At 64.4% G+C, this 21,687-nt stretch carries 19 protein-coding genes and 1 pseudogene; 11 read left to right on the top strand and 9 right to left on the bottom strand.

Features of this window, described 5'->3' with window-relative positions:
• Positions 1-26: 26 nt before the first annotated feature.
• From ABZO33_RS10850 to ABZO33_RS10840, 3 genes are all read right to left on the bottom strand, one after another.
• Positions 27-989 (bottom strand): FecR family protein, encoded by a 963-nt coding sequence (locus tag ABZO33_RS10850; protein WP_414536023.1) that lies wholly within the window; start codon positions 987-989, stop codon positions 27-29.
• Complete coding sequence (locus ABZO33_RS10845; RefSeq protein WP_414536022.1) at positions 982-1,515, bottom strand: RNA polymerase sigma factor; 534 nt, start codon at positions 1,513-1,515, stop codon at positions 982-984. The genes ABZO33_RS10850 and ABZO33_RS10845 overlap by 8 nt, the downstream gene beginning before the upstream one ends.
• Positions 1,516-1,598: 83 nt before the next feature.
• Complete coding sequence (locus ABZO33_RS10840; RefSeq protein ID WP_414536021.1) at positions 1,599-2,657, bottom strand: glycerophosphodiester phosphodiesterase family protein; 1,059 nt, start codon at positions 2,655-2,657, stop codon at positions 1,599-1,601.
• Between the two features lie 142 nt (positions 2,658-2,799).
• On the opposite strand from ABZO33_RS10840, the gene ABZO33_RS10835 reads away from it, so the two are divergent.
• The 4 genes from ABZO33_RS10835 (at position 2,800) to ABZO33_RS10820 (ending at position 8,175) form a co-directional block, all read left to right on the top strand.
• Positions 2,800-3,816, top strand: a complete 1,017-nt coding sequence (locus ABZO33_RS10835) for a DUF4917 family protein (RefSeq protein WP_414536020.1) — start codon at positions 2,800-2,802, stop codon at positions 3,814-3,816.
• Positions 3,817-3,893: 77 nt separating this feature from the next.
• Positions 3,894-4,415, top strand: coding sequence for an RNA polymerase sigma factor (locus ABZO33_RS10830; protein WP_414536019.1), 522 nt, complete (start codon positions 3,894-3,896; stop codon positions 4,413-4,415).
• Positions 4,412-5,359: a FecR family protein gene (locus ABZO33_RS10825; protein WP_414536018.1), complete on the top strand. Its 948-nt coding sequence runs from the start codon at positions 4,412-4,414 to the stop codon at positions 5,357-5,359. Before ABZO33_RS10830 ends, ABZO33_RS10825 begins: the two co-directional genes overlap by 4 nt.
• 263 nt (positions 5,360-5,622) lie before the next feature.
• Positions 5,623-8,175 (top strand): TonB-dependent hemoglobin/transferrin/lactoferrin family receptor, encoded by a 2,553-nt coding sequence (locus ABZO33_RS10820; protein ID WP_414536017.1) that lies wholly within the window; start codon positions 5,623-5,625, stop codon positions 8,173-8,175.
• 33 nt (positions 8,176-8,208) lie between these two features.
• On the opposite strand, the gene ABZO33_RS10815 is transcribed toward ABZO33_RS10820, so the two are convergent.
• The 4 genes and pseudogenes from ABZO33_RS10815 to ABZO33_RS10800 form a co-directional block, all read right to left on the bottom strand.
• On the bottom strand, positions 8,209-8,703 hold the full coding sequence (locus ABZO33_RS10815) for a helix-turn-helix transcriptional regulator (protein ID WP_414536016.1): 495 nt from the start codon (positions 8,701-8,703) through the stop codon (positions 8,209-8,211).
• Positions 8,703-8,975, bottom strand: a pseudogene (locus tag ABZO33_RS10810) (hypothetical protein). The gene ABZO33_RS10815 and the pseudogene ABZO33_RS10810 overlap by 1 nt, the downstream one beginning before the upstream one ends.
• A 177-nt stretch (positions 8,976-9,152) precedes the next feature.
• Positions 9,153-10,373 (bottom strand): class I SAM-dependent methyltransferase, encoded by a 1,221-nt coding sequence (locus ABZO33_RS10805; protein WP_414536015.1) that lies wholly within the window; start codon positions 10,371-10,373, stop codon positions 9,153-9,155.
• Between the two features lie 98 nt (positions 10,374-10,471).
• Positions 10,472-11,080, bottom strand: a complete 609-nt coding sequence (locus ABZO33_RS10800) for a TPM domain-containing protein (RefSeq protein WP_046856900.1) — start codon at positions 11,078-11,080, stop codon at positions 10,472-10,474.
• A gap of 202 nt (positions 11,081-11,282) precedes the next feature.
• Here ABZO33_RS10800 and bglX point away from each other — a divergent pair, with 202 nt between their 5' ends.
• The 7 genes from bglX to ABZO33_RS10765 all read left to right on the top strand — a co-directional run bounded on the left by bglX (position 11,283) and on the right by ABZO33_RS10765 (position 21,043).
• The gene (bglX, locus tag ABZO33_RS10795; RefSeq protein ID WP_414536014.1) at positions 11,283-13,574 is read left to right on the top strand and encodes a beta-glucosidase BglX; all 2,292 of its coding nucleotides are present in this window, start codon (positions 11,283-11,285) and stop codon (positions 13,572-13,574) included.
• Between the two features lie 111 nt (positions 13,575-13,685).
• The gene (locus ABZO33_RS10790; protein ID WP_414536013.1) at positions 13,686-15,443 is read left to right on the top strand and encodes an ATP-binding protein; all 1,758 of its coding nucleotides are present in this window, start codon (positions 13,686-13,688) and stop codon (positions 15,441-15,443) included.
• Positions 15,437-16,771, top strand: coding sequence for a sigma-54-dependent transcriptional regulator (locus tag ABZO33_RS10785; protein WP_414536012.1), 1,335 nt, complete (start codon positions 15,437-15,439; stop codon positions 16,769-16,771). Before ABZO33_RS10790 ends, ABZO33_RS10785 begins: the two co-directional genes overlap by 7 nt.
• 279 nt (positions 16,772-17,050) lie before the next feature.
• Positions 17,051-18,370 (top strand): MFS transporter, encoded by a 1,320-nt coding sequence (locus tag ABZO33_RS10780; protein ID WP_110697667.1) that lies wholly within the window; start codon positions 17,051-17,053, stop codon positions 18,368-18,370.
• 143 nt (positions 18,371-18,513) lie between these two features.
• Entirely contained in the window at positions 18,514-19,647 is a 1,134-nt protein-coding gene (locus ABZO33_RS10775; protein WP_414536011.1) for a Fic family protein, read from the top strand.
• 345 nt (positions 19,648-19,992) lie between these two features.
• Complete coding sequence (locus ABZO33_RS10770) at positions 19,993-20,319, top strand: hypothetical protein (protein WP_414536010.1); 327 nt, start codon at positions 19,993-19,995, stop codon at positions 20,317-20,319.
• A gap of 118 nt (positions 20,320-20,437) precedes the next feature.
• Complete coding sequence (locus ABZO33_RS10765) at positions 20,438-21,043, top strand: flavin reductase family protein (protein ID WP_414536009.1); 606 nt, start codon at positions 20,438-20,440, stop codon at positions 21,041-21,043.
• On the opposite strand, the gene ABZO33_RS10760 is transcribed toward ABZO33_RS10765, so the two are convergent.
• Positions 21,044-21,277: a hypothetical protein gene (locus ABZO33_RS10760; protein ID WP_414536008.1), complete on the bottom strand. Its 234-nt coding sequence runs from the start codon at positions 21,275-21,277 to the stop codon at positions 21,044-21,046.
• A gap of 42 nt (positions 21,278-21,319) precedes the next feature.
• Positions 21,320-21,613 carry a putative quinol monooxygenase gene (locus tag ABZO33_RS10755; RefSeq protein WP_023630181.1) on the bottom strand — a complete coding sequence of 98 codons (294 nt, stop codon included), beginning with the start codon at positions 21,611-21,613 and terminating at the stop codon, positions 21,320-21,322.
• Between the last annotated feature and the right edge of the window lie 74 nt (positions 21,614-21,687).

Below are 21,687 nucleotides of genomic sequence, written 5' to 3'. Positions count from 1 at the left end.
TTACCCCTCAAACGTTTTTCAGAAGATCAGCGCGGCACGATCAGACGTTGCCCACCCAACTCCTGCACGCTGACCGGCAGGATTCCCGGCAAGGCATCGAGCAATACCTCAGGCCGGTCACTGGGGAAACTCCCGGTCAATCGCAGGTTGACCAGCCCGGGATCGACCTTCACGGCCTGCGCGGCATAGGCGTTCAGCTCGCCGATCACCTCGACCAGCGGCTGGTCGGTGAACGACCACCAACCACGCTGCCAATGCGCCTGGTCTGGCCCGTACTGGCCACCGGCGCGCAGGCTGCCCAACCGCCCTTCGCCCTCCAGGCAGATACGCTCGCCAGCCTGCAACACCTGTTCGCCGCCCTGCAGGTCGCGTACCTGTACCCGCCCCCTGGCCACCGCGACCTGGACCTGGCCACCACGGTCGCTGACCGTAAATGCAGTGCCCAGCACCTGTACCACGCCCAGGCGCGTGCTGATCAGGAACGGTCGCCACAGCTCATGAGCCACATCGAAATAGACATTGCCGTGCAGCAGCAGGACCTGGCGCTGGCCATGATCGAAGCGCACGCGCAGGTTGCTTTCGGCCGCCACCAGCAGCTGGCTGCCATCGGGCAATGCCAAGGCCTGCGGCGCTTGCGCGTGGGCCGTCTGCAGGTCCTGCCGGAACGGCGCGGTGCGCTTGTACATCCAGCCCAGCCAGCCGCCTACGGCGAGCAGCAAGGCCAGCGCGCCGCCCTGGCGCAGCACCCGCCGACGCCCCACATCACAGGCCTGCGGTTGCAAGGCGCCACGCAGTTGCGGGGCAAGGCGGTGAACCAGTTGCCAGCGCTGTTCGGCCTCCAGCCAGGCGCGCTCATGCTCGGCGCTGCGACCGCGCCAGCGCTGCGCCAGGCCATGGGTCTTGCGCACGCGTTCGGGATCATCCCCTTGCAGCGCCGCCAGGTAGACCAGCGCCTGCTGCACCTTGCGTGGCGCGGCCGGCTCAGTCATGACGGCTCGCCAGGCGCAGCTCGGACAGGTCGAAGACCGCCCGGGCGATATGCAACTCGACCGACTTGGCCGACAGCCCCAGGGCCTCGCACACTTCACGGTGACTGTGGCCGTGCAGACGTACGCGCACGAACACTTCGCGGCGCAGCTTGGGCATGCGTTCGATGCGTGCGATCAGGTGCTGCAACTGTTCGCGCGCGATCATGATTTCTTCAACGCTGGGGCTGAGCCGGTCGGCCCGTGCCAGCCAGTCCTCCAGCGTCGCCAGTTCGGTGCTGCGCCGGCGGTACTGGTCTATGCACAGGTTGCGCGCAGCCTGGAACAGCAAGGCCCGGGCATTGATCACCGGTGCATTGAGGGCATGGGCGTAGGCCTGGGCGAAGCTGGATTGGGCGATATCAGCGGCGTCGTCAGGATTGCGCAGCCGCCCGCAGAGGTAGCGGCGCAGATCACTGTAATGGGCAAGCAGGTCGTCGACGGCCGCCTGGAGGGCTGGCCGGGCCTGCCAACTGGAAAGGGAGGTCATTGCGGATGTGGCGAGGGCCGTTAATAGGAATTCCTATCATTCTCACACATGTCATTCGGCCATCGCCAGCATCATGTTGCCGATCAGTAACCCAGCGTGCGCAGCAACTGGCCTTCGTTCTGTGGCATCGGTCGTTTATAGAAACGCATCAGCTCACCGGCACGGTTGGTGAAGATGCCGTCGACGCCGGCTTTCATCGCCTTGTCGAAATCCACCGCCTCGTCGAGGGTGTATACGTGCACCAGCAATCCCTTGTCGTGGCTGGCCTGGTTCATCCACGGCTGGATCAGGTCGGAGTAGCTCTGCTCGCCGAGGTGGGTGCGGACAGCCGAAGGGCCGGTACCCATGGCGCCGCCGGCCTTGGCATAGTCGAGCCAGCGCTGGAACTCGGCACGGTCCTTGGGTTGCTGACGAGCATAGAAGGCCGATTTATCCTGCTCGCCGGATTCGGCGAAGTCCTGCCCCGAAGCCGGCTCGATGCTGCCCTTGGCCACCCACAGCAAGAGGATCTTCGGCACCTGCGGCATGGCCTCGTGCAGCAGCTTGAGGCTGTTGCGATCAAAGGTCTGCAAGATCACCTTGCCCGGCTTGTCGAGCCAGCCACGGGCCTCGAGGCGCTTTTTCAGGTCCTGCTCGATACCGGGAAACTGCGCCGGCTCCTTGGTCTCGATATACAGGCCCGGGTGACGCTCGGGGTTGCCTTCGGCGATATCGATCACTTCGTCCAGGGTCAGGATACGCTGGCCCTTGAACGCTTCGCGGGCACGCTCGGGATAGGCCTTGTTGAACCAGCTGCCGGCGTCCAGCGCCTTGAGTTCGGCCAGGGTGAAGGCGCTGACCGGGCTCGCCTTGCGCTCGGGGTAATGTTCGGCGACGTCGCTGGTGCGTGCCAGCACATCGTCGTGGACCACCACCAGCACGCCATCGCGGGTGCGCTGCAAGTCCATCTCCAGGTAGTCGGCGCCCAGTTCGCGGGCCAGCAGGTAGGCAGGTGTGGTGGACTCGGGCGCGTCGAACGAGGCGCCACGGTGGGCGATCACGGCCGGATGCGGGATGTCCTGGGCCTTGGCGAGGGCCTTGCCGTCGGTGGCATGGGCCGCAGTACTCGCCAGCAAGGTGGCCAGGAGAAGGGTCTTGTACATGGGTAGTCCTTTGCAGATCGGGGCCGGCCTCTGGAAGACGCCGGCAAGGTCAACGGTGCAGTCCTTGAGGGCGCAAGCCTCGCACACTCTGCATGACATGCTAAAGTCCCCGGCGTTTTCCGCCACACCCAATGGACCGCCCATGCCCGCACTCGACGCCCACTTGCCCACCTGGGCCGACCTCAACCAGCGCCACCCGAGCACCGCCCTGCTGCTGGGCAATGGTGCCAGCCGCGCGCTGTGGAAACCGTTCGGCTACTTCTCGCTGTTCGAGGAGGCCCAGCGGGTGCGGCACAAGGCGCTGGGGGTGAGCGACCAGGCGCTGTTCAAGGCCCTGGGCAGTGAGCTGTTCGAGCCGCTGCTCAGCACCCTGAACACCACCGTGCGGGCCAACGCCGCGCTGGCGATCAACTCCACCGCACCGCTGAACCGCTACTACTCGATCAAGGAAGCGCTGATCCACGCGGTGCGCGCCGTGCACCTGCCCTGGCCGCGCTTCCCCAGCGCGACGCGTTCGGCCATCAACCAGGCGCTGCGCCAGTACCGCAGCGTCTACACCAGCAACTACGACCTGATCCTGCCCTGGGCCGTGGCCGAGGATACGCAAGGTTTCGCCAACCTGTTCGACGAACAGGGCTTCTTCGACGTGCGCCGCAGCCAGGCCGACGGTATCCGCATCCTCCACCTGCACGGCGGCATGCACCTGCTCAAGCTGCCCGACGGCAGTACCCGCCGACGCAGCGCGGAACAGGCCGAACTGCTCGAAGGCTTCGCCGTGAACATTCCCGGCGAAGTACCGCTGTTCGTCAACGAAAGCCGCAGCGAAGACAAGCTGCGCGCCATCCGCAACTCCGACTACCTGTCCTGGAGCCTGGGACAGCTGGCCTGCGAACACGACGGATTGTGCTTGTTCGGCCAGCACCTGGATGCCAGCGACCAGCACCTGCGCGACGCCATTCGCCAGGCGCGACCCAAGCACCTGGCCATCGCGATCCGACCGCTGAGCGAGGCATCGGTGATCAACCAGAAGCAGCACTTCATTGATCGCTTTGGCGATCTTTCGCAGGTTCCGCTGCACTTTTTCGATGCTTCCAGCCACCCCCTGGGCTTGGCTGAACTGGCCATCGCGGTTCCGACCGCACAGGATCGACGGCGCTGAACAGCACACTTTGCAAATGTAAATAATTCTCGATAAGATCCGCACCCTTTCCTCCCCGCCAGCCCCGGAAAGCGTGCATGCAGCGCCCCAAACCCGACCCCGTCGCCCATGGTTTCTATGCCGACATCCTGCATTTCCTGCGCAAGCGCATGGACAATGCCAGCGATGCCGCGGACATGACCCAGGATGTGTTCGCCCAATGGCTGGGCTACCGGGACCGGGCCAAGGTGGAGCAGCCGCGCGCATTCCTGTTCCAGGTGGCGCGCAACCTGCTGAGCGACCACTGGCGACGGCAGAAAGTCCGCCACGCGGTGCTGGCCGACGACACCCTGCCCGAGGAGCAAAACCCGCCAGCCAACGACCCCCTGGAGCATGCCCAGCAGCAGCAACGGCTGAATCAATTGCGCCAGGTGCTCGCAGAACTCTCGCCGCGACGCCGCGAAGCCCTTATGCTGCACCGTTTCGAAGGCCTGACCCAGGCCCAGATCGCCGAACGCATGAACATTTCCGTCAGCATGGTCGAAAAGCACATCGCCGCCGCCCTGCTGCAATGCAAGCAACGCCTGGACAGTGACAACGGCACGGAGCAGTTCCCATGACCCCCACCGACGAGCTCGACCCGCGCCCGATCGACGCCCAGGCGGCGAGCTGGTTCAGCCGCAACCGCAACCAGCCTTCACGGCAAGACCGCAAGGCGTTCGCCCGGTGGATGCAGACGCCCGAGCACACCCGCGCCTATCGCCAGTTCGAACAGCTGTGGGATGACCTTGCCGCACTCAAGCAAGCCAACCGCCCCGTGCCCTTGCCGGTACGCCGGGCATCGCGCTGGCGTCCGGCCCTGGCAACGGCGGCGGCGCTGCTGTGCGCCATACTGGCCGGCAACCTGGGCGCGGGCAGCGAAGCCTTCAGCCAACGCATCAGCGCCAGCCAGGCCCAGCAGGTGCTGCAACTGCCCGATGGCAGCCAGCTGCACGTCAACGCCCAGACCCGCCTGCGCCTGGACTTCAGCGCCGAACAGCGGCTGATCCAGCTCGAACATGGCCAGCTGTATATCGAGGTGGCACCCGACAAGGAGCGACCGCTGTTTGTCGATGCTGGCAGCGGCCGCGTGCGCGTGGTCGGCACTGGTTTCGATGTGCGCCGGGGCGACCGCGAACTGGTGGTGGCGGTCGCCCACGGCCAGGTGGCGTTCGACACCCCCGGCGAACGACAACCGCCGTTGTTGCTCGGTGCCCGCCAAGGCGCCACCTACGACCTGGCACGCGGCACCCTGACCCGCCGTGAACTGGGCGAACAACAGGTGGCCGACTGGCGCGAGGGCCATGTGAGCTTTCGCAACCGCGAACTGGCCAGCCTGATCGACGAGCTCGGCCTGTATCGCCAGCAGCCGGTGGTGCTGGCCGACCCGACGCTTGGCCGCTACAAGGTGTCCGGCAACCTCGATGTCCATGATCCGGACGCCCTGCTCAATGCCCTGCCCGCCCTGCTGCCAGTCAAGACCACCTTGCTGGCCGACGGCCGCCTGCGCATCGAGCGACGCTAGGCTCTGTACGAAATGTATCTGCACTCGCCCATACTGCGTTGAAACGGGGCTCGGAATGCTCATGTACTCCAGTACACTCCGCTTCCTTCCCCCGTTTCGCCTTGTCTGGCCTTCGCGCAGACACATTTCGTACAGACCCTAAAAAAAATAATTTGAGAATTTTTATCATTCGCAGGTGAGGTTTTGTCGCAACATCGCGTCTTCCTCCCCGCCTGCCGCGTGATGGCGGGCTTTTTCCGGCCTTTTGCCGTTTGGGGGAAACCATGTTGTCCGCGTTGCGTCCATTGCACTGCCTGCCTGTCCGACCCACATTGCTGGCCCTGTGCCTGGCCATGAGCCTGGCCGCCGAAGCCGCACCGGTACCGTTCGACCTGCCGGCGCAACCGCTGGCGCGCTCGCTGAGCCAACTGGCCCAACAGGCCAAGGTCCAACTGCTGTTCGACGAGGCCCTGCTCGGCAGTGCCCAGGCGCCGGCGCTCAAGGGCGACTTCGAAGCCGAAGCGGCCATCAGCCGCCTGCTGGTGGGCAGCCGCTTCAACGTGGTGCGCTTGGGCAACACCTATGTGGTACGCCTGCGCGAAGACGACCCGACTGCCGACAACAGCCTGCAACTCGGTGCCGTGAGCATCGTTGGTGACGGCCAGCAGGTCGATGCTGGCAACGTCGGGCGCTCGACGCTCGACCAGGAGCAGATCGACCGGTACCAGCCCAGCAACATTCCCAGCGTGCTGGCGACCCTGCCGGGGGTGAACATGGGCGGCTCGTCCAAGCCCGGCGGCCAGACCATCAACATCTGGGGCTTCGGCGACGCCGAGGACGTGCCAATGACCCTCGACGGAGCCCCCAAGAGCGGCTTCGAGCGCTATCAGCAAGGCACCATCTTCATCGAGCCCGAGCTGATCAAGCACATCGAGGTCGAAAAAGGCCCGCACTCGGTCAAGACCGGCAACGGCGGTTTCGGCGGCAGCGTCAACATGGAGACCAAGGACGCCGGCGACTTGCTGCAGGAGGGCCGCAACAGCGGTGCGATGCTCAAGTACGGCTATGGCAGCAACGACCACCAGCAGATCTACAGCTCGGCATTGTTCGGCCGTACCGACGACGGTCGCATCGACGGCCTGGTGTATTACACCAAGCGCGACGGCGGCAACCTGAAGATGGCCGACAGCCTGCCCGACCCCACCGGCAAATGGCCGATCAACCCCCAGCGCATCCCCTACAGCGCCCTGGACCTGGACGGCGCCCTGCTCAAGACCAACATCCATTTCACCGACGAGCACAGCCTGGGGCTGTCCTGGGCACAATCGGAAAGCCAGCGCTGGACCACCTTCTCATCGACCGCCTTCAGCACGCCACCCACTGCGGCGGATATCCAGAAGTACGGCTACGAAGCCGCCCTCAAGCGCTTCCTCGCCAACCGCCGCACCATCGACACCACCTGGTCGGCCACCTACAAGTACCAACCGATCGAGAACCCGTGGGTGGACCTGCAGGTGAAGTACTCCGAATCGGACACCAAGCAGACCGATGAGCGCGACGCCACGGCGTTCTTCCAGCCCGCCACCGGTGGACGCAAGATGGACACCGAGTACAAGGACCGTATGCTTGATGTGAAGAACACTAGCACCTTCCTCACCGGTCCCCTGGAACATGCGCTCACCGCAGGCGTGCAGGTGCGCCGCCATGACCGCGACACGCAGATGTGGATGCCCGGCAAGACCTACGAAGTACCCAAGTACAACTATGGTCACTACCAGCCGTACTTCATGCCCAGCGGCAAGGTCGACAGCCAGGGCTACTACCTGCAGGACGCCATCACCCTGGGCGACCTGACCATCACCCCATCGTTGCGCTACGACCACGTGACCAACGAGGGCAAGCCCAACCAGGCGCCGTACTACAACAACCCGACTGCTGGCCACGACTACAGCGACAAGACCTACAGCGGCTGGTCGCCACGCCTGTCGCTGTTCTGGAAGATGAACGAACAGACCGCGCTGTTCGCCGACTACAGCAAGACCTGGCGCGCCCCGGTGCTGGATGAGCAGTATGAGGTGCAGGGTGTCGGCAGCCGCACCGCCACCAGCCGCAACCTCGACCCCGAGCGCATCACCGGTGTACGGGTGGGCAGCATCAGCACCTTCACCAACGTGTTCAGCCAGGGCGACAGTGCGCAAATTCGCACCATGGCATTCCGCAACAAGGTCACTGACGAGATCTTCAAGGCCACCGGCATCGGCTGCCAGGAACAACTGGCAAGCGGCGGCACCATCGCCAACACCTGCGGCGACGGGCTGATGGGCAACTACCGCAATATCGGCGACGTGACCTACAAGGGCTTCGAAATCGAGACCTTCTACGACGCCACCTATTGGTTCGGCGCGGTGTCGTACTCGTGGATGGAAGGTCGCCACGAGGGTGCGTACACCAACCCCTGGGGGCCGGATGTCTGGGCCAAGGATGTACCGGCACCGAAATGGATCACCACCCTTGGCGTGAAGATCCCGGCCTGGGACGCCCGGGTCGGCTGGACCGCGCAGTTCGTCGGCGCCACCCACCACCTGCCCAGCGACAAGTACTTCGAGGGCCCCGCGAGTGCGCTCGGTGATCGTTACTACGACAACTTCGGCAACGAGAAGTACCAGATCCACGGCCTGTTCGCCAACTGGAAACCGCAGCAACCCTACCTCAAGGGCACCGAGGTCAACCTGACCGTGGACAACCTGTTCAACAAGGCCATCCGGCCGGAGCTGTCGGGCGAGAACGCCTATACCCAGGGACGCAATGCCAAGATCAGCGTGACCCGGTTCTTCTGAACCCGCTGGCAGGCAATGATGCAACGGAGTGCATCACCTGCCGTTCGCCACCCGTTCCTGGGCCCTGGCAACATTTACCTGCATTGCCACGATGGCCAGCTCGTGGACTGCCTGGGCAACCGCATGCGTACCGCGTGCCTGCATCCACGAGAGGATATCGGCGAGGTGCCAGAGCGAGAGCGTGCCGTCGTGCACCGGGGCCGGAAAGCTGCGGTGATGGGTGAGCATGAGCTTGCGCATGTTCTGCCGGGAAACCCCTACCAGCTCCGCCACATCGGTCAGGCCGACCAGGTCGGGACTGGCCTCGATCAGCCGGGCATCCGGCAGCACTTGCCGCACATCCGCCAGGGCGCTGTGCAGCGCCTCCCGCGCCGTGTCGCCCTCGCGGGCGAAGGCCAGGGCCAGACGGCCCGGTTGGCCGCTACCGACCACTGCATCATCGCAACCGGCCTCCCCCAGGCGCTCGATCAGCGCATCGACGTCCATGTCCTCGGTCAATTGGTATTTGAGGGTGAACTCGTACTCCATCACTTTCGCTCCACTGACTGATTGGCTTTCGCGCTTGTCGACGTACAGTTGTCCACAATCCGGCGTAACTGACGAGCGAAAGTGCCCAGGCTTCTGGGCGTGCTCCACACGCTGGTGATGCAGAACTCGCCGCAGCGGCACTCGCGGTCGTTGTTAGGGCATTAAATCCGCCCCCAGCAATGGCCACCTCGCACCGTGACTTTCCAGCCCCGCGCTTCGGCGTGCTTCAGGGACTGCTCGACTTCCTTGTTTGGATGGAGGGGACGGACCATCGTTCGAGCTCCAGTATGGACATAAAAAAATGGTTGTCAAGTGACAACCAGACGGCGCTGACGGGCGCCATCACAAGCCAGACTAGGTGCCGAGAGGGATGCAAAAGGCTCAAAAAGGTCGTTTCGGAAACGACCTAACCGAGATTGCGAAAGTACTGTAGGTTCAGACGAGGTCGATCACCCAGCGATCAGGCCATCCGCCTGCAGCAGGGTCTCCAGGCAATGCTCGCGCACCCCATAGAACGCCTTGAGCTCGGCGATTTTCTCCAGCAGACCCGCATTGTCCTGGGGCTGGCGGCGCTTGACCGCAAGGATCATCTTGTTCTTGTTGGTGTGCTCGAGCGAGATGAACTCGAACACCTTGGTCTCGTAGCCGCAAGCCTCCAGGTAAAGCGCGCGCAGGCTGTCGGTGAGCATCTCGGCCTGCTGGCCCAGGTGCAGCCCGTACTGCAGCATTGGTTGCAACAACCCCGGGCTGTGCAACTGCGGGCGGATCTGCTTGTGGCAGCACGGCGAGCACATGATGATCGCGGCGTTGCAGCGAATACCGGTGTGGATGGCATAGTCGGTGGCGATGTCGCAGGCATGCAAGGCGATCATCACATCGATGGCCGCAGGCACCACGCTGCGCACATCGCCGCATTCGAACACCAGGCCCGGGTGCTCCAGGCGCGCGGCGGCGGCATTGCACAACTCGACCATGTCCGGACGCAGCTCGACGCCGGTGACCTGAGCGTCACGGGCAAGGGTGTTGCGCAGATAGTCGTGCATGGCGAAAGTCAGGTAACCCTTGCCCGAACCGAAGTCGGCGACCTTCAGGCTCTGCTGGGCGTCCACGGGCGCGTCGCTCAAGGCATGGTCGAAGACCTCGATGAACTTGTTGATCTGCTTCCATTTGCGCGACATGGACGGGATCAGCGCGCCCTGCGCATCGGTTACCCCCAGGTCGCGCAGGAACGGCCGCGACAGCTCCAGGTAACGCTTCTTCTGCCGATCATGCCCAACCGCGCCCGCCTCACGAGGCGCCTGCTGGGCCAGGTGCCGGCGCAGCATCGGCTTGCCCTTCTTGCTGAACTCCAGTTGCACCTCGCCGGCAGCGGTGAACAGGTGTGCGTTGCGAAAACCCTCGGGCAGCAGTTCGGCCACCAGGACCTGAGCCTCGTCCAACCCCAGGTTTCGGGTGATGTCGCGAGTCTGGTGACGGTAGACCAACGACAGGCAGGCCTGGCCCTTGATCTGCACCGGCTTGGCGATGATCCGCTGCAGGGTCTGGTCGGCGCCGACATGGCGGGCCAGCACCAGCTTGCTCAGGCTGCCGTCGCCCAGCGCATCGGCGAGCAGGCTCAGGAACTGGGCGCGCGCGTCCGGCGCGCCAGGGGCGGAGGAAGGGGAAGACATGGGAACGGGTGCCTCGAAATGCGGGGAGCGCGATGCGCAATGCCGGGCATTCTACGTCGATGGTGCCCCTGGCGAAACATACCCTTGCTCGCCAACGGTCAGTCGAGAATCACCAGGCGGTTGGGCAGTTCGTTGCGCGCATGGGTGGGCGGTACATGTTCGCTGAGCAGCTCGCCGCAGGCCTCGATGCATTCGACGAAGCCCTGCAAGGTATGGCCCTGGCGCACCTGGTCGGTGAAACGGGCGACGATCGCCTCGCGCGCCTGCTCGGGCAGGTGCCGGGCGATGCCCTCGTCGACCAGGATCTCGACATGGCGCTCGGCTTCGCTGACGAAGATCAGCACGCCCGTGGCACCGGCGGTACGCTGCAGGTTGAGTTCGAGAAACTGCTGGCGGGCCAGGCCCGAAGCGCGCCGGCGGCGCAACATCGACGGCACCACCCAGGCAGCCAGGCGCGGGTGGCGCAACACCAGGCACAGGCTGATGAAGGTCAGCATCTGCGCCAGCAACAGGCCATTGACGCCGATACCACCCAGCCACAGGTGCAACACGCCGGGTACCAGCAACGCCAGCAAGGCGGCCCAGAGCAACGGCAGATAGGGGAAGTCATCGGCGCGGCGGGCCAGCACGGTCACAAGCTCCGCATCGGTGCGCCGCTCGGCGCGTGCGATCGCCTCGGCGATCTGGCGCTGTTCGTATTCGGTCATGCCATCGTCTCTCGAGCGTTCTTATCGTTGTTATCCCGGCAATCGGGTGGGCGAGAGTGTATCTCAACAAGTGCTTCATATAGGGCATAATCCGCGACTGCGTCGGATCATGGATGAATGATCCACAAAACGGCCAGCGGACACGACAACAACAGGCGTACGAAACGTCTCGGCCCACCGCTATCACTCGACAACGGAATTGATGATGAAACTGTCTTTGCTGGGCCTGGCCATGGGCCTTGCCAGTCAGGCGGCCCTTGCCGCCCCTATCGCCCCGCCCCTGCAGGACAAGCAGGCGTTCGTCGACCATCTGATCAGCCAGATGACCGAGGCCGAGAAGATCGGCCAACTACGCCTGATCAGCATCGGCCCCGAAATGCCCCACGCGAAGATCCGCGAGGAAATCGCCGCCGGACGCATCGGCGGCACCTTCAACTCGCGCACCGCCCCGGAGAACCGGCCGATGCAGGACGCGGCCATGCGCAGCCGCCTGAAGATCCCGATGTTCTTCGCCTACGACACCATCCATGGCGAGCGCACCATCTTCCCGATCGGCCTGGGCCTGGCCTCGTCCTGGGACATGGACGCCATCGCCAAGGTCGGCCGCACCTCGGCCATCGAAGCGGCCGCCGATTCGCTGGACATGACCTTCGCGCCGATGGTCGACATTGCCCGCGATCCGCGCTGGGGCCGCACCAGCGAAGGCTTTGGCGAGGACACCTACCTGACCTCGAAGATCGGCCAGGTGATGGTCAAGTCGTTCCAGGGCTCGAGCCCGGCCAATGCCGACAGCATCATGGCCATCGTCAAGCACTTCGCCCTGTACGGCGCGGTGGAAGGCGGGCGCGACTACAACACGGTCGATATGAGCCTGCCGAAGATGTACAACGACTACCTGCCGCCCTACCGCGCCGCGCTCGACGCCGGTGCCGGCGGGGTGATGGTGGCGCTGAACTCGATCAACGGCGTGCCGGCCACCTCCAACACCTGGCTGATGAACGACCTGCTGCGCAAGGAGTGGGGCTTCAAGGGCGTGACCATCAGCGACCACGGCGCCATCCAGGAGCTGATCCGCCATGGCGTCGCCCGTGACGGCCGCGAAGCCGCCAAGCTGGCAATCAAGGCCGGCATCGACATGAGCATGAACGACACCCTCTACGGCGAAGAACTGCCCGGGTTGTTGAAGTCCGGCGAGGTCAGCCAGGCCGAACTGGACCAGGCGGTGCGTGAAGTACTGGGCGCCAAGTACGACATGGGATTGTTCAAAGACCCCTACGTGCGCATTCCCAAGCCTGAAACCGACCTTAAGGACTACTACGCCGAGGGCCGCCTGCACCGCGAAGCCGCGCGTGATGTGGCGCGTCGCGGCCTGGTGCTGCTGGAAAACCGCGAGCAGACCCTGCCGCTGAAAAAGGCCGGCACCATCGCCCTGGTCGGCCCACTGGCCGATGCGCCGATCGACATGATGGGCAGCTGGGCCGCCGACGGCAAACCGCAGCACTCGGTCACCGTGCGCGAAGGCCTGCGCCGCGCCGTGGAAGGCAAGGCCAAGCTGGTGTATGCCAAAGGTTCGAACGTCACTGGCGACAAGGCGATGTTCGACTACCTGAACTTCCTCAACTTCGACGCGCCGGAAATCGTCGACGACCCACGCCCCGCCGCCGTACTGATCGACGAAGCGGTCAAGGCCGCCAGGCAGTCGGACGTGGTGGTCGCCGTGGTCGGCGAATCCCGTGGCATGTCCCACGAATCGTCGAGCCGCACCACCCTTGAGATCCCGGCGGTGCAACGCGACCTGATCAAGGCGCTGAAAGCCACTGGCAAACCCCTGGTGCTGGTGCTGATGAACGGCCGGCCGCTGTCGATCGCCTGGGAGCGCGAGCAGGCCGACGCCATCCTCGAAACCTGGTTCAGCGGCACCGAAGGCGGCAACGCCATCGCCGACGTGCTGTTCGGCGACTACAACCCGTCCGGTCGCCTCGCCATCACCTTCCCCCGCTCGGTCGGGCAGATCCCGATGTACTACAACCACATGCGCATTGGTCGCCCGTTCACCCCAGGCAAGCCGGGCAACTACACCTCGCAGTACTTCGAGGAGCCCAACGGCCCGCTGTATCCGTTTGGCTACGGCCTGAGCTACACCAGCTTCGAACTGTCGGACCTGACCTTGTCGCAGACCGAGCTGAAGCGTGGCGCGACCCTCAAGGCCAAGGTCGTCGTGAAGAATACCGGCAAGCGTGACGGCGAGACCGTGGTGCAGCTGTACATCCAGGACCAGAGCGCGTCGATGAGCCGCCCGGTCAAGGAATTGAAAAACTTCCAGAAGCTGATGCTCAAGGCCGGCGAGTCGCGAACCTTGACCTTCGACATCAGTGAGCAGGACCTGAAGTTCTACAATGGCCAACTGCAGCACGTTTCCGAAGCTGGCCAGTTCAACGTGCAGGTCGGCCTCGACTCCGAGGCGGTGCAGCAGCAGAGCTTCGAGCTGCTGTAAGCCAGACCCGGCCCCATCGCAGGGCAAGCCCGTTGCCACACATCACGCTGTGGAAGCGGGCTTGCCCCGCGATGAGGTCGGCACAGACAACCGCAACCCCGGATCCGCCCCATGCCCTCATCCTTCCGCACCCTGCGCCTGGGTTTGATCATCCTGCTGATCCTGGTCGGCACCACTCTCAGCGCTGGCTGGGCCATGCACCAGGCCAAGCGCGAGGCGATGGCAACCGACGCCCGCCGGGCTGGCCAGCAGCTGGGCCTGTATGCCAACGCCCTGCATACCCTGATCGAGCGCTACCGTGCATTGCCTGCGGTACTGGCACTGGACCCGGAGCTGATCGCCGCCCTGCGCGGCCCGGTTACCGAACAGGTGCAGGACGCCCTGAACCGCAAGCTCGAACGCATCAACGGCGCCGCCAACTCCTCCACTTTGGAGCTGCTGGACCGCACTGGCCTGGCCATCGCCGCCAGCAACTGGCGCCTGCCGACCACCTATGTGGGTTCCAACTACGGTTTTCGCCCCTATTTCAAACAGACCCGCAGCCAGGGCAGTGGCCGCTTCTACGCCGTCGGCGTGACCAGCGGCGTGCCAGGCTACTTCCTGGCGAGCGCGGTGAACGATGAACACGGCCGCTTCCTCGGCGCCATGGTGGTCAAGCTGGAGTTCCCGGAGCTTGAGCGCGAGTGGCGCCAGGGCAGCGATATCCTGCTGGTCAGCGATGCCCGTGGCATCACCTTCATTGCCAACCAGGACGGCTGGCGGTACCGCGAGCTGCAACCGCTGTCCGGCGCCGACCGCGCCGAACTGGCCGAAACCCGCCAGTACGACAAGCAACCGCTGGTACCCCTGCAGCACCAGGCCCTGACCCGCTTCACCGACACCAGTCACCTGACCCGCGTGCAAGGCCCGGATGGCACCGCCGAGTACCTGTGGGAGCGCCTGCCCCTGGAGGCCGAAGGCTGGACCCTGCACCTGCTGCGCAAGCCGCAGGTCGCCGAGGACGGCCGCAACGCCGCCCTCGCCGCCGCGGCAATCTGGCTAAGCCTGGTGTTCGCCGCGCTGTTCGTCAGCCAGCGCCTGCGCCTGGCCCGGTTGCGCCAACGCAGCCGCGAGGAGCTCAAACGCCAGGTCGAGGAACGTACCCGCGAGCTGCGCACGGCGCAGGAAGGCCTGGTGCAATCAGCCAAACTGGCGGCGCTGGGGCAGATGTCGGCCGCGCTGGCCCACGAGATCAACCAGCCGCTGACCACCCAGCGCATGCAACTGGAAACCTTGCGCCTGCTGCTTGATCATGGCCGTCATGACGAAGCCCGCCAGGCCCTGGAACCGCTCGAGCAGATGCTGACCCGCATGGCCGCGCTCACCGGCCACCTGAAGACCTTCGCCCGCAACAGCCCCGGAGGCCTGCGCGAACGCCTGGACCTGGCCACCGTGGTCGACCAGGCATTGCACCTGCTGGACACCCGCATACGCGCCGAAAGCGTCGAGGTGGCGCTGTACCTGGCGCGCCCGGCCTGGGTCCGTGGCGATGCCATCCGCCTGGAGCAGGTGCTGATCAACCTGCTGCGCAACGCCCTCGACGCCATGGCCGACAAGCGCTACAAACGCCTGGAGATCCGTATCGAGGTGGACGCTGCACAGTGGCGCCTGAGCGTGCTCGACTCCGGTGGGGGCATCCTCGACACCGATCTTTGCCGGGTCTTCGACCCGTTCTTCACCACCAAGCCGGTCGGTGAAGGGCTGGGCCTGGGCCTGGCGATCTCCTACGGCATCGTCATCGATGCCGGCGGCCACCTGCAGGTCGAGAACCTGCCGGGGGGCGCGCGCTTCAGCCTCACCCTGCCCAGCGACCTGGAGACGGTATGTTGAATTCAGTGATCGTCGTCGATGACGAAGCCAGCATCCGCGCGGCGGTGGAACAATGGCTGAGTCTGTCAGGCTTCAAGGTGCAACTGTTCGAGCGTGCCGAAGAGTGCCTGGCGCAACTTCCGGCGCACTTTCCCGGCGTGATCCTCAGTGATGTGCGCATGCCCGGCATGTCCGGCCTGCAGTTGCTCGACCGGTTACAACAGGCCGACCCGGATCTACCGGTGATCCTGCTCACCGGCCATGGCGATGTACCCATGGCGGTGGAGGCGATGCGCAACGGTGCCTACGATTTCCTGGAAAAGCCCTTTACCCCGCAGCACTTGATGGGCAGCCTGCGCCGGGCCCTGGAAAAACGCCAGCTGGTCCTGGAAAACCGCCGCCTGCATGAGCAGGCCGACCTCAAGGCACAACTGGAGAACACCTTGCTGGGCATGTCCCAGGGGCTGCAGCAGTTGCGTCGCCAGGTACTCGAGCTGGCCAGCCTGCCGGTCAACGTGCTGATCCGCGGTGAAACCGGCAGTGGCAAGGAGCGCGTGGCGCGCTGCCTGCACGACTTCGGCCCGCGCGCCGACAAACCCTTCGTCGCGCTCAACTGCGCGGCCATTCCAGAAACACTGTTCGAGGCCGAGCTGTTCGGCCATGAGAGCGGCGCCTTCACTGGCGCTCAGGGCAAGCGCATCGGCAAGCTGGAGTACGCCAATGGCGGTACGGTGTTCCTCGACGAGATCGAGAGCATGCCCCTGGCCCAGCAAGCCAAGCTGCTGCGGGTGATACAGGAACAGAAGCTCGAGCGCCTGGGGGCCAACCAGAGCATCGCCGTCGACCTGCGCATCATCGCCGCGACCAAACCGGACCTGCTCGAAGAGGCCCGTGCAGGGCGTTTTCGCGAAGACCTGGCGTACCGCCTCAACGTTGCCGAGCTGCGCCTGGCACCGCTGCGCGAGCGCCGTGAAGATATCCCGCTGCTGTTCGAACACTTCGCTCGCACCGCCGCCGAACGCCTGGGCCGCCACGCCCCAGCGGTCAGCGGGGGACGACTGGCGCAGTTGTTGGCCCACGAATGGCCGGGCAATGTGCGTGAGTTGGCCAATGCTGCCGAACGTCATGCCTTGGGGCTGGACTCGCCGAACCTTGAGAGCCTGCCAGGCGGGCGGTCGTTGAGCGAACAGGTGGAGGCGTTCGAAGCCCAATGTCTGCGTGCGGCGCTGCGCCAGTACAACGGCGAGATCAAGGGAGTGATGGAGGCGCTGCAACTGCCGCGGCGTACGCTCAATGAAAAAATGCAGCGGCACGGGTTGGTCCGGGAGGACTTTCTCGGCGGCGAGTGAGCGGATTTCCGCCGATCAACCTGCATGAATGAGCGGGAAACCGCTTATCTATCTCTGCATCCAAGGGGCTGCTTTGCAGCCCTTCGCTGGCAAGCCAGCTCCCACAGGATGCCGTGCACGCCAAGCAGGACGCGGTCTTTATGCGAGCTGGCTTGCCAGCGATGGGCGCCAGGCGCCCGCAAATGGATCACCACGCACTCATCTGGCACACCTCCTGCAAAACCCTTCTCAAGCTGCGCCTTGAGCGCGCTCCACAAAAACAACGAGAAGGTATCCCTGATGGATAACGCCAGCACTCTGCCCACCGGGGCGGCCGTTGCGCCCGCCGCGGAAAAGTCCACCGCCAGCCGCCTCAAATCGATCTTCAGTGGTTCCATCGGCAACATGGTCGAATGGTACGACTGGTACGTCTACGCCGCATTCTCGCTGTACTTCGCCAAGGCCTTCTTCCCCGCCGGCGACACCACCGCCCAACTGCTCAACACCGCCGCAATCTTTGCCGTGGGCTTCCTCATGCGCCCGATCGGTGGCTGGCTGATGGGCCTGTACGCCGACCGCAAGGGCCGCAAGGCGGCGCTGATGGCCTCGGTGCTGCTGATGTGCGCGGGCTCCCTGGTCATCGCGCTGACGCCGGGTTACGAGACCATCGGCGTCGCCGCACCGGTCCTGCTGGTCATCGCCCGCCTGATGCAGGGCCTCTCGGTAGGGGGTGAATACGGCACCTCAGCCACCTACCTGAGCGAGATGGCCAGCAAGGAGCGCCGTGGCTTCTTCTCCAGCTTCCAGTACGTCACCCTGATCTCCGGCCAGCTCATCGCCCTGGCGGTACTGATTGTCCTGCAGAACACGCTGACCACCGAAGAGCTGTATGCCTGGGGCTGGCGTGTGCCGTTCGTGATCGGCGCGCTGTGCGCGGTGGTCGCCCTGTACCTGCGCCGTGGCATGGAAGAGACCGCCTCCTTCACCAAGAAGGAAAAGTCCAAAGAGAACCTGATGCGCACCCTGATGCGTCACCCCAAGGAACTGATGACCGTGGTCGGCCTGACCATGGGCGGTACCCTGGCCTTCTACACCTACACCACCTACATGCAGAAGTACCTGGTCAACACGGTGGGCATGAGCATCAGCGATTCGACCACCATCTCGGCGGCCACGCTGTTCCTGTTCATGTGCCTGCAGCCGGTGATCGGCGGCCTGTCCGACAAGATCGGCCGACGCCCGATCCTGATCGCCTTCGGCGTGCTCGGCACCCTTTTCACCGTGCCGATCCTCAGCACCCTGCACACCATCCAGACCTGGTGGGGCGCGTTCTTCCTGATCATGGCCGCGCTGATCATCGTCAGTGGCTACACCTCGATCAACGCCGTAGTCAAAGCCGAGCTGTTCCCCACCGAAATCCGCGCCCTGGGCGTCGGCCTGCCTTACGCACTGACCGTGTCGATTTTCGGTGGCACCGCCGAGTACGTGGCCCTGTGGTTCAAGAGCAACGGCATGGAGACCGGTTTCTACTGGTATGTCACCGCTTGCATCGCCTGTTCGCTGCTGGTGTATGCAACCATGAAGGACACCAAGCAGCATTCGCGGATCACCACTGACTGATCCCTGCTCGCCGAACGTGAAAAGGGGCGCTCCGGATGACGGGCGCCCCTTTTTAATGAGTCGTGAGCTGAATAGCAGCTCCATTCGGCTCACCCTACGAGCCGAATAGCGCTATTATTCGGCTCATGAACCCAAAAAAACACATGGCTGCAGACGCCTTCTGGGTCTGGCAGCAGGCAGACTGGCCCGACTTTCGTTGGGACGCGTCGCAACTCGCACACTTGCTCAGAGACTGCGTCCAGGCGCAGGGCTGTCTGCTGGGCAGAGCGGGGGCGGTGACCGAGGCCAATGCCAACCTGGACACGCTCGATACCCTGCTGCAGAACATCGTCACGTCCTCGGCCATCGAGGGTGAACAACTCAATGTGGAGTCCGTTCGCTCTTCCCTGGCCCGACGGCTTGGCATTGTCGAGCCGGGGACGACCACGACACGCAGCGAGGGCCTGGCCGAGCTTATGGTGGATGCGACCATGGGCTATGTTCGCCCACTGGATCAGCAGCGCCTGTTCCTTTGGCACCGCTGGCTGTTCCCGGAAAATGGCGATTCGCTCGCACCGGACATGCCCATTGGCCAATGGCGCGACAGTGCACCCATGCAGGTGATATCGGGGCGTATCGACAAACCCAGGGTGCATTTCGAAGCACCGCCACGTGCAGGCCTCGAGCAGCAAGTGCAGCAGTTTCTCGCCTGGTTCGAGAGCAGCCGCCATGATCGGCAACTCGATCCCTTGCTGCGTGCGGGCCTGGCCCATTTCTGGTTCGTCACCCTGCACCCCTTCGCCGACGGCAATGGCCGCCTGACCCGCGCCATCACAGACCTGGCATTGGCCCAGGGCGAGCAGCGAGCGGTGCGTTTCTACGCCATGTCCAGCAGCATCCTGGAAGATCGCGCCGGCTACTACGCAGCCCTTGAAAACAGCCAGCGCGGCGGCCTGGACATCACCCACTGGCTGGCCTGGTTCCTTGCCACCTTGCTGCGCAGCCTTCAGCAAGCACTGATGCGCATTGACCGGGTGCTGGCCAAGTCGCGCTTCTGGCTGATCCATCGGGGCGATGGTTTGCTGGCCGAACAGGTCAAGGTGCTCAATCGACTGCTCGATGGTGGGCCTCGCGGCTTCGAGGACGGCATCAGCGCCAGCCAGTACCAGGCCGTGGCCAAGGTCTCCAAGGCCACGGCCACCCGGCACCTTGCCGACCTGCTGGAGAAACACTGCCTGGTTCGTTTGCCCGGCGGCGGACGAAGCACCCGCTACAGGGTGAATACCCAGCCGACATGATCGGGGCTGGTCAGCGAGCGCCCTGAAAAGCCCGACCGCTGGTTGCACCTCGCGTCACCGGTAACAGTCACCCTCTCGTGAAAAACCGCCTCTTCCCTTAATTCCCAATTAACTGCCTGGGCCCATTCTGAAATGGCCCTGCCACCGGCCCGCCCGCGAAAACTGCTGGAAACGGCGTTGGGCGGTGGCTGGGGCGCCAAAGGCCATTGCTGACATTACCCACGCCACAAACAATCGATTTAATCGATTTTAATACGTGATTTTTTGCGCTTTTTAATCAAATTAACAGGCATAGAATTGAACCCATAGAAACAACAACCCAAGCAATCCACCGGAGCAACGACCATGAAAAACCAACTGATCCTTACCCTCGCCCTCTCTGTTCTGGCCACGGGTGCCTTCGCCGAAGATGGTTTCGACCGCACCGGCGCCCACACCTTCGCTGCCGTGCAGAGCCAGTCGGCTACCTACGCAGAAGATGGCTTTGATCGCACCAACGGCCAGCGCTTTGCCGAAGACGGCTTCGACCGCACCGGTGGCCAGCGCTTCGCCGAAGATGGCTTCGACCGCACCGGTGGCCAGCGCTTCGCCGAAGACGGCTTCGAGCGCACCGGCGGCCAGCGCTTCGCCGAAGATGGCTTCGACCGCACCAACGGCCACCGCATCAGTTGATCCTTGATGCGCGCTACCAGCCCGGCCTCGGCCGGGCTTGATCATTTGCAGTTGAGCCAAGCCTTGGCACACTAGGCGCCTCGTCCCCCACCAGGAAGGGCCTCACGGCCTTGCGCAGATGTACTACTACGAACCCGCCAAAGGCCACGGCCTGCCCCACGACCCGTTCAACGCCATCGTCGGCCCACGGCCCATCGGCTGGATCTCCAGCCACGATAGCGAAGGCCGCCTGAACCTGGCGCCCTACAGCTTCTTCAACGCCTTCAACTACATCCCACCGATCATCGGTTTCTGCAGCGTCGGGCGCAAAGACAGCCTGAACAACATCGAGCAGACAGGTGAGTTCGTCTGGAACCTCGCTACCCGGCCGCTGGCCGAGCAGATGAACCAGAGCTGTGCCGCGGTGGCGGCAGATATCGACGAGTTCGCCCTCAGTGGCCTGACCCCGGCCATGTCCAACGTGGTCAAGGTGCCGCGCGTGGGCGAGAGCCCGGTGAGCTTCGAATGCAAGGTCAGCCAGATCGTCCAGCTCAAGCGCGCCGACCAGGAACCTGTCCCCAGCTGGCTGATCCTGGGAGAGGTAGTGGCGGTGCACATTGCCGAGCACCTGCTCAAGGACGGCATCTACGACACCGCCGCCGCCGAGCCGATCCTGCGTGGCGGCGGCCCGGCCGACTACTTTGCGCTGGGCGAGCTGTTCAAGATGGCCCGTCCACAGGTCTGATCAGAAGACCAGTTCGCCTTCCTCGCCCACACCCTGCAGGCGTTCGAGCTCGGCACAAGCGGCCTCGTCGGCCGCGATCGCCGACTGGAACACCTGCCCGTCGAGCACTTTGTGAAAGCGCGGCGCACCGCCCATGCGCAGGGCCTTCACGGCGATCGCCGCGTGGTAGCCGCCGCCTTGCACCGGGACCATCGCCGAGACTGCTTCGAAGTGGGGAAATTCTCTACGTGCCATGCTGCACTCCGCCTGAATGATGTAGGGGCGGCATTCTACACATCAGGCGAAGGTATGCAGGTCCAGGCTGCTGACCACCTGCGCCTGGACCAGCTCGCCAAACACTTCCAGCGTGGGCGAGGCAAAATAGCCGCTCATCGCCTGCTGGTCGCTCCAGCTGCCGCTGAGCAGCCACAGATCGGCGTCGACCTGCGAACGCTGCACACTGAAACTCAGGCAGCCGGGCGCCCGCAGCGACGGCTCCAGCAGGTCGCGCAGACGCATGCCGAGTTCCGCCGAACGACCGTTGCTGGCGCGAATGAAAGCCAGGTGAGTGACCGGTTGGGGCTGGGTCATGAACGATCTCCTTGAAGCGCTACGGACGGGGAAACAGGCTGCCAAGAGTAGGGCTGCTCCCACGCGTGACGTTA

This window comes from Pseudomonas sp. CAM1A (assembly GCF_047501685.1).
Taxonomy (GTDB): Bacteria; Pseudomonadota; Gammaproteobacteria; order Pseudomonadales; family Pseudomonadaceae; genus Aquipseudomonas.
This window is presented reverse-complemented; position numbering and strand designations above follow the sequence as displayed.

What these genes read in the sequence shown, in the direction of transcription:
- ABZO33_RS10850 (WP_414536023.1), bottom strand. Translation starts at nt 989, where the DNA reads ATGACTGAGCCGGCCGCGCCACGCAAGGTGCAGCAGGCGCTGGTCTAC.
- ABZO33_RS10845 (WP_414536022.1), bottom strand. Translation starts at nt 1,515, where the DNA reads ATGACCTCCCTTTCCAGTTGGCAGGCCCGGCCAGCCCTCCAGGCGGCC.
- ABZO33_RS10840 (WP_414536021.1), bottom strand. Translation starts at nt 2,657, where the DNA reads ATGTACAAGACCCTTCTCCTGGCCACCTTGCTGGCGAGTACTGCGGCC.
- ABZO33_RS10835 (WP_414536020.1), top strand. Translation starts at nt 2,800, where the DNA reads ATGCCCGCACTCGACGCCCACTTGCCCACCTGGGCCGACCTCAACCAG.
- ABZO33_RS10830 (WP_414536019.1), top strand. Translation starts at nt 3,894, where the DNA reads ATGCAGCGCCCCAAACCCGACCCCGTCGCCCATGGTTTCTATGCCGAC.
- ABZO33_RS10825 (WP_414536018.1), top strand. Translation starts at nt 4,412, where the DNA reads ATGACCCCCACCGACGAGCTCGACCCGCGCCCGATCGACGCCCAGGCG.
- ABZO33_RS10820 (WP_414536017.1), top strand. Translation starts at nt 5,623, where the DNA reads ATGTTGTCCGCGTTGCGTCCATTGCACTGCCTGCCTGTCCGACCCACA.
- ABZO33_RS10815 (WP_414536016.1), bottom strand. Translation starts at nt 8,703, where the DNA reads ATGGAGTACGAGTTCACCCTCAAATACCAATTGACCGAGGACATGGAC.
- ABZO33_RS10805 (WP_414536015.1), bottom strand. Translation starts at nt 10,373, where the DNA reads ATGTCTTCCCCTTCCTCCGCCCCTGGCGCGCCGGACGCGCGCGCCCAG.
- ABZO33_RS10800 (WP_046856900.1), bottom strand. Translation starts at nt 11,080, where the DNA reads ATGACCGAATACGAACAGCGCCAGATCGCCGAGGCGATCGCACGCGCC.
- bglX (WP_414536014.1), top strand. Translation starts at nt 11,283, where the DNA reads ATGATGAAACTGTCTTTGCTGGGCCTGGCCATGGGCCTTGCCAGTCAG.
- ABZO33_RS10790 (WP_414536013.1), top strand. Translation starts at nt 13,686, where the DNA reads ATGCCCTCATCCTTCCGCACCCTGCGCCTGGGTTTGATCATCCTGCTG.
- ABZO33_RS10785 (WP_414536012.1), top strand. Translation starts at nt 15,437, where the DNA reads ATGTTGAATTCAGTGATCGTCGTCGATGACGAAGCCAGCATCCGCGCG.
- ABZO33_RS10780 (WP_110697667.1), top strand. Translation starts at nt 17,051, where the DNA reads ATGGATAACGCCAGCACTCTGCCCACCGGGGCGGCCGTTGCGCCCGCC.
- ABZO33_RS10775 (WP_414536011.1), top strand. Translation starts at nt 18,514, where the DNA reads ATGGCTGCAGACGCCTTCTGGGTCTGGCAGCAGGCAGACTGGCCCGAC.
- ABZO33_RS10770 (WP_414536010.1), top strand. Translation starts at nt 19,993, where the DNA reads ATGAAAAACCAACTGATCCTTACCCTCGCCCTCTCTGTTCTGGCCACG.
- ABZO33_RS10765 (WP_414536009.1), top strand. Translation starts at nt 20,438, where the DNA reads ATGTACTACTACGAACCCGCCAAAGGCCACGGCCTGCCCCACGACCCG.
- ABZO33_RS10760 (WP_414536008.1), bottom strand. Translation starts at nt 21,277, where the DNA reads ATGGCACGTAGAGAATTTCCCCACTTCGAAGCAGTCTCGGCGATGGTC.
- ABZO33_RS10755 (WP_023630181.1), bottom strand. Translation starts at nt 21,613, where the DNA reads ATGACCCAGCCCCAACCGGTCACTCACCTGGCTTTCATTCGCGCCAGC.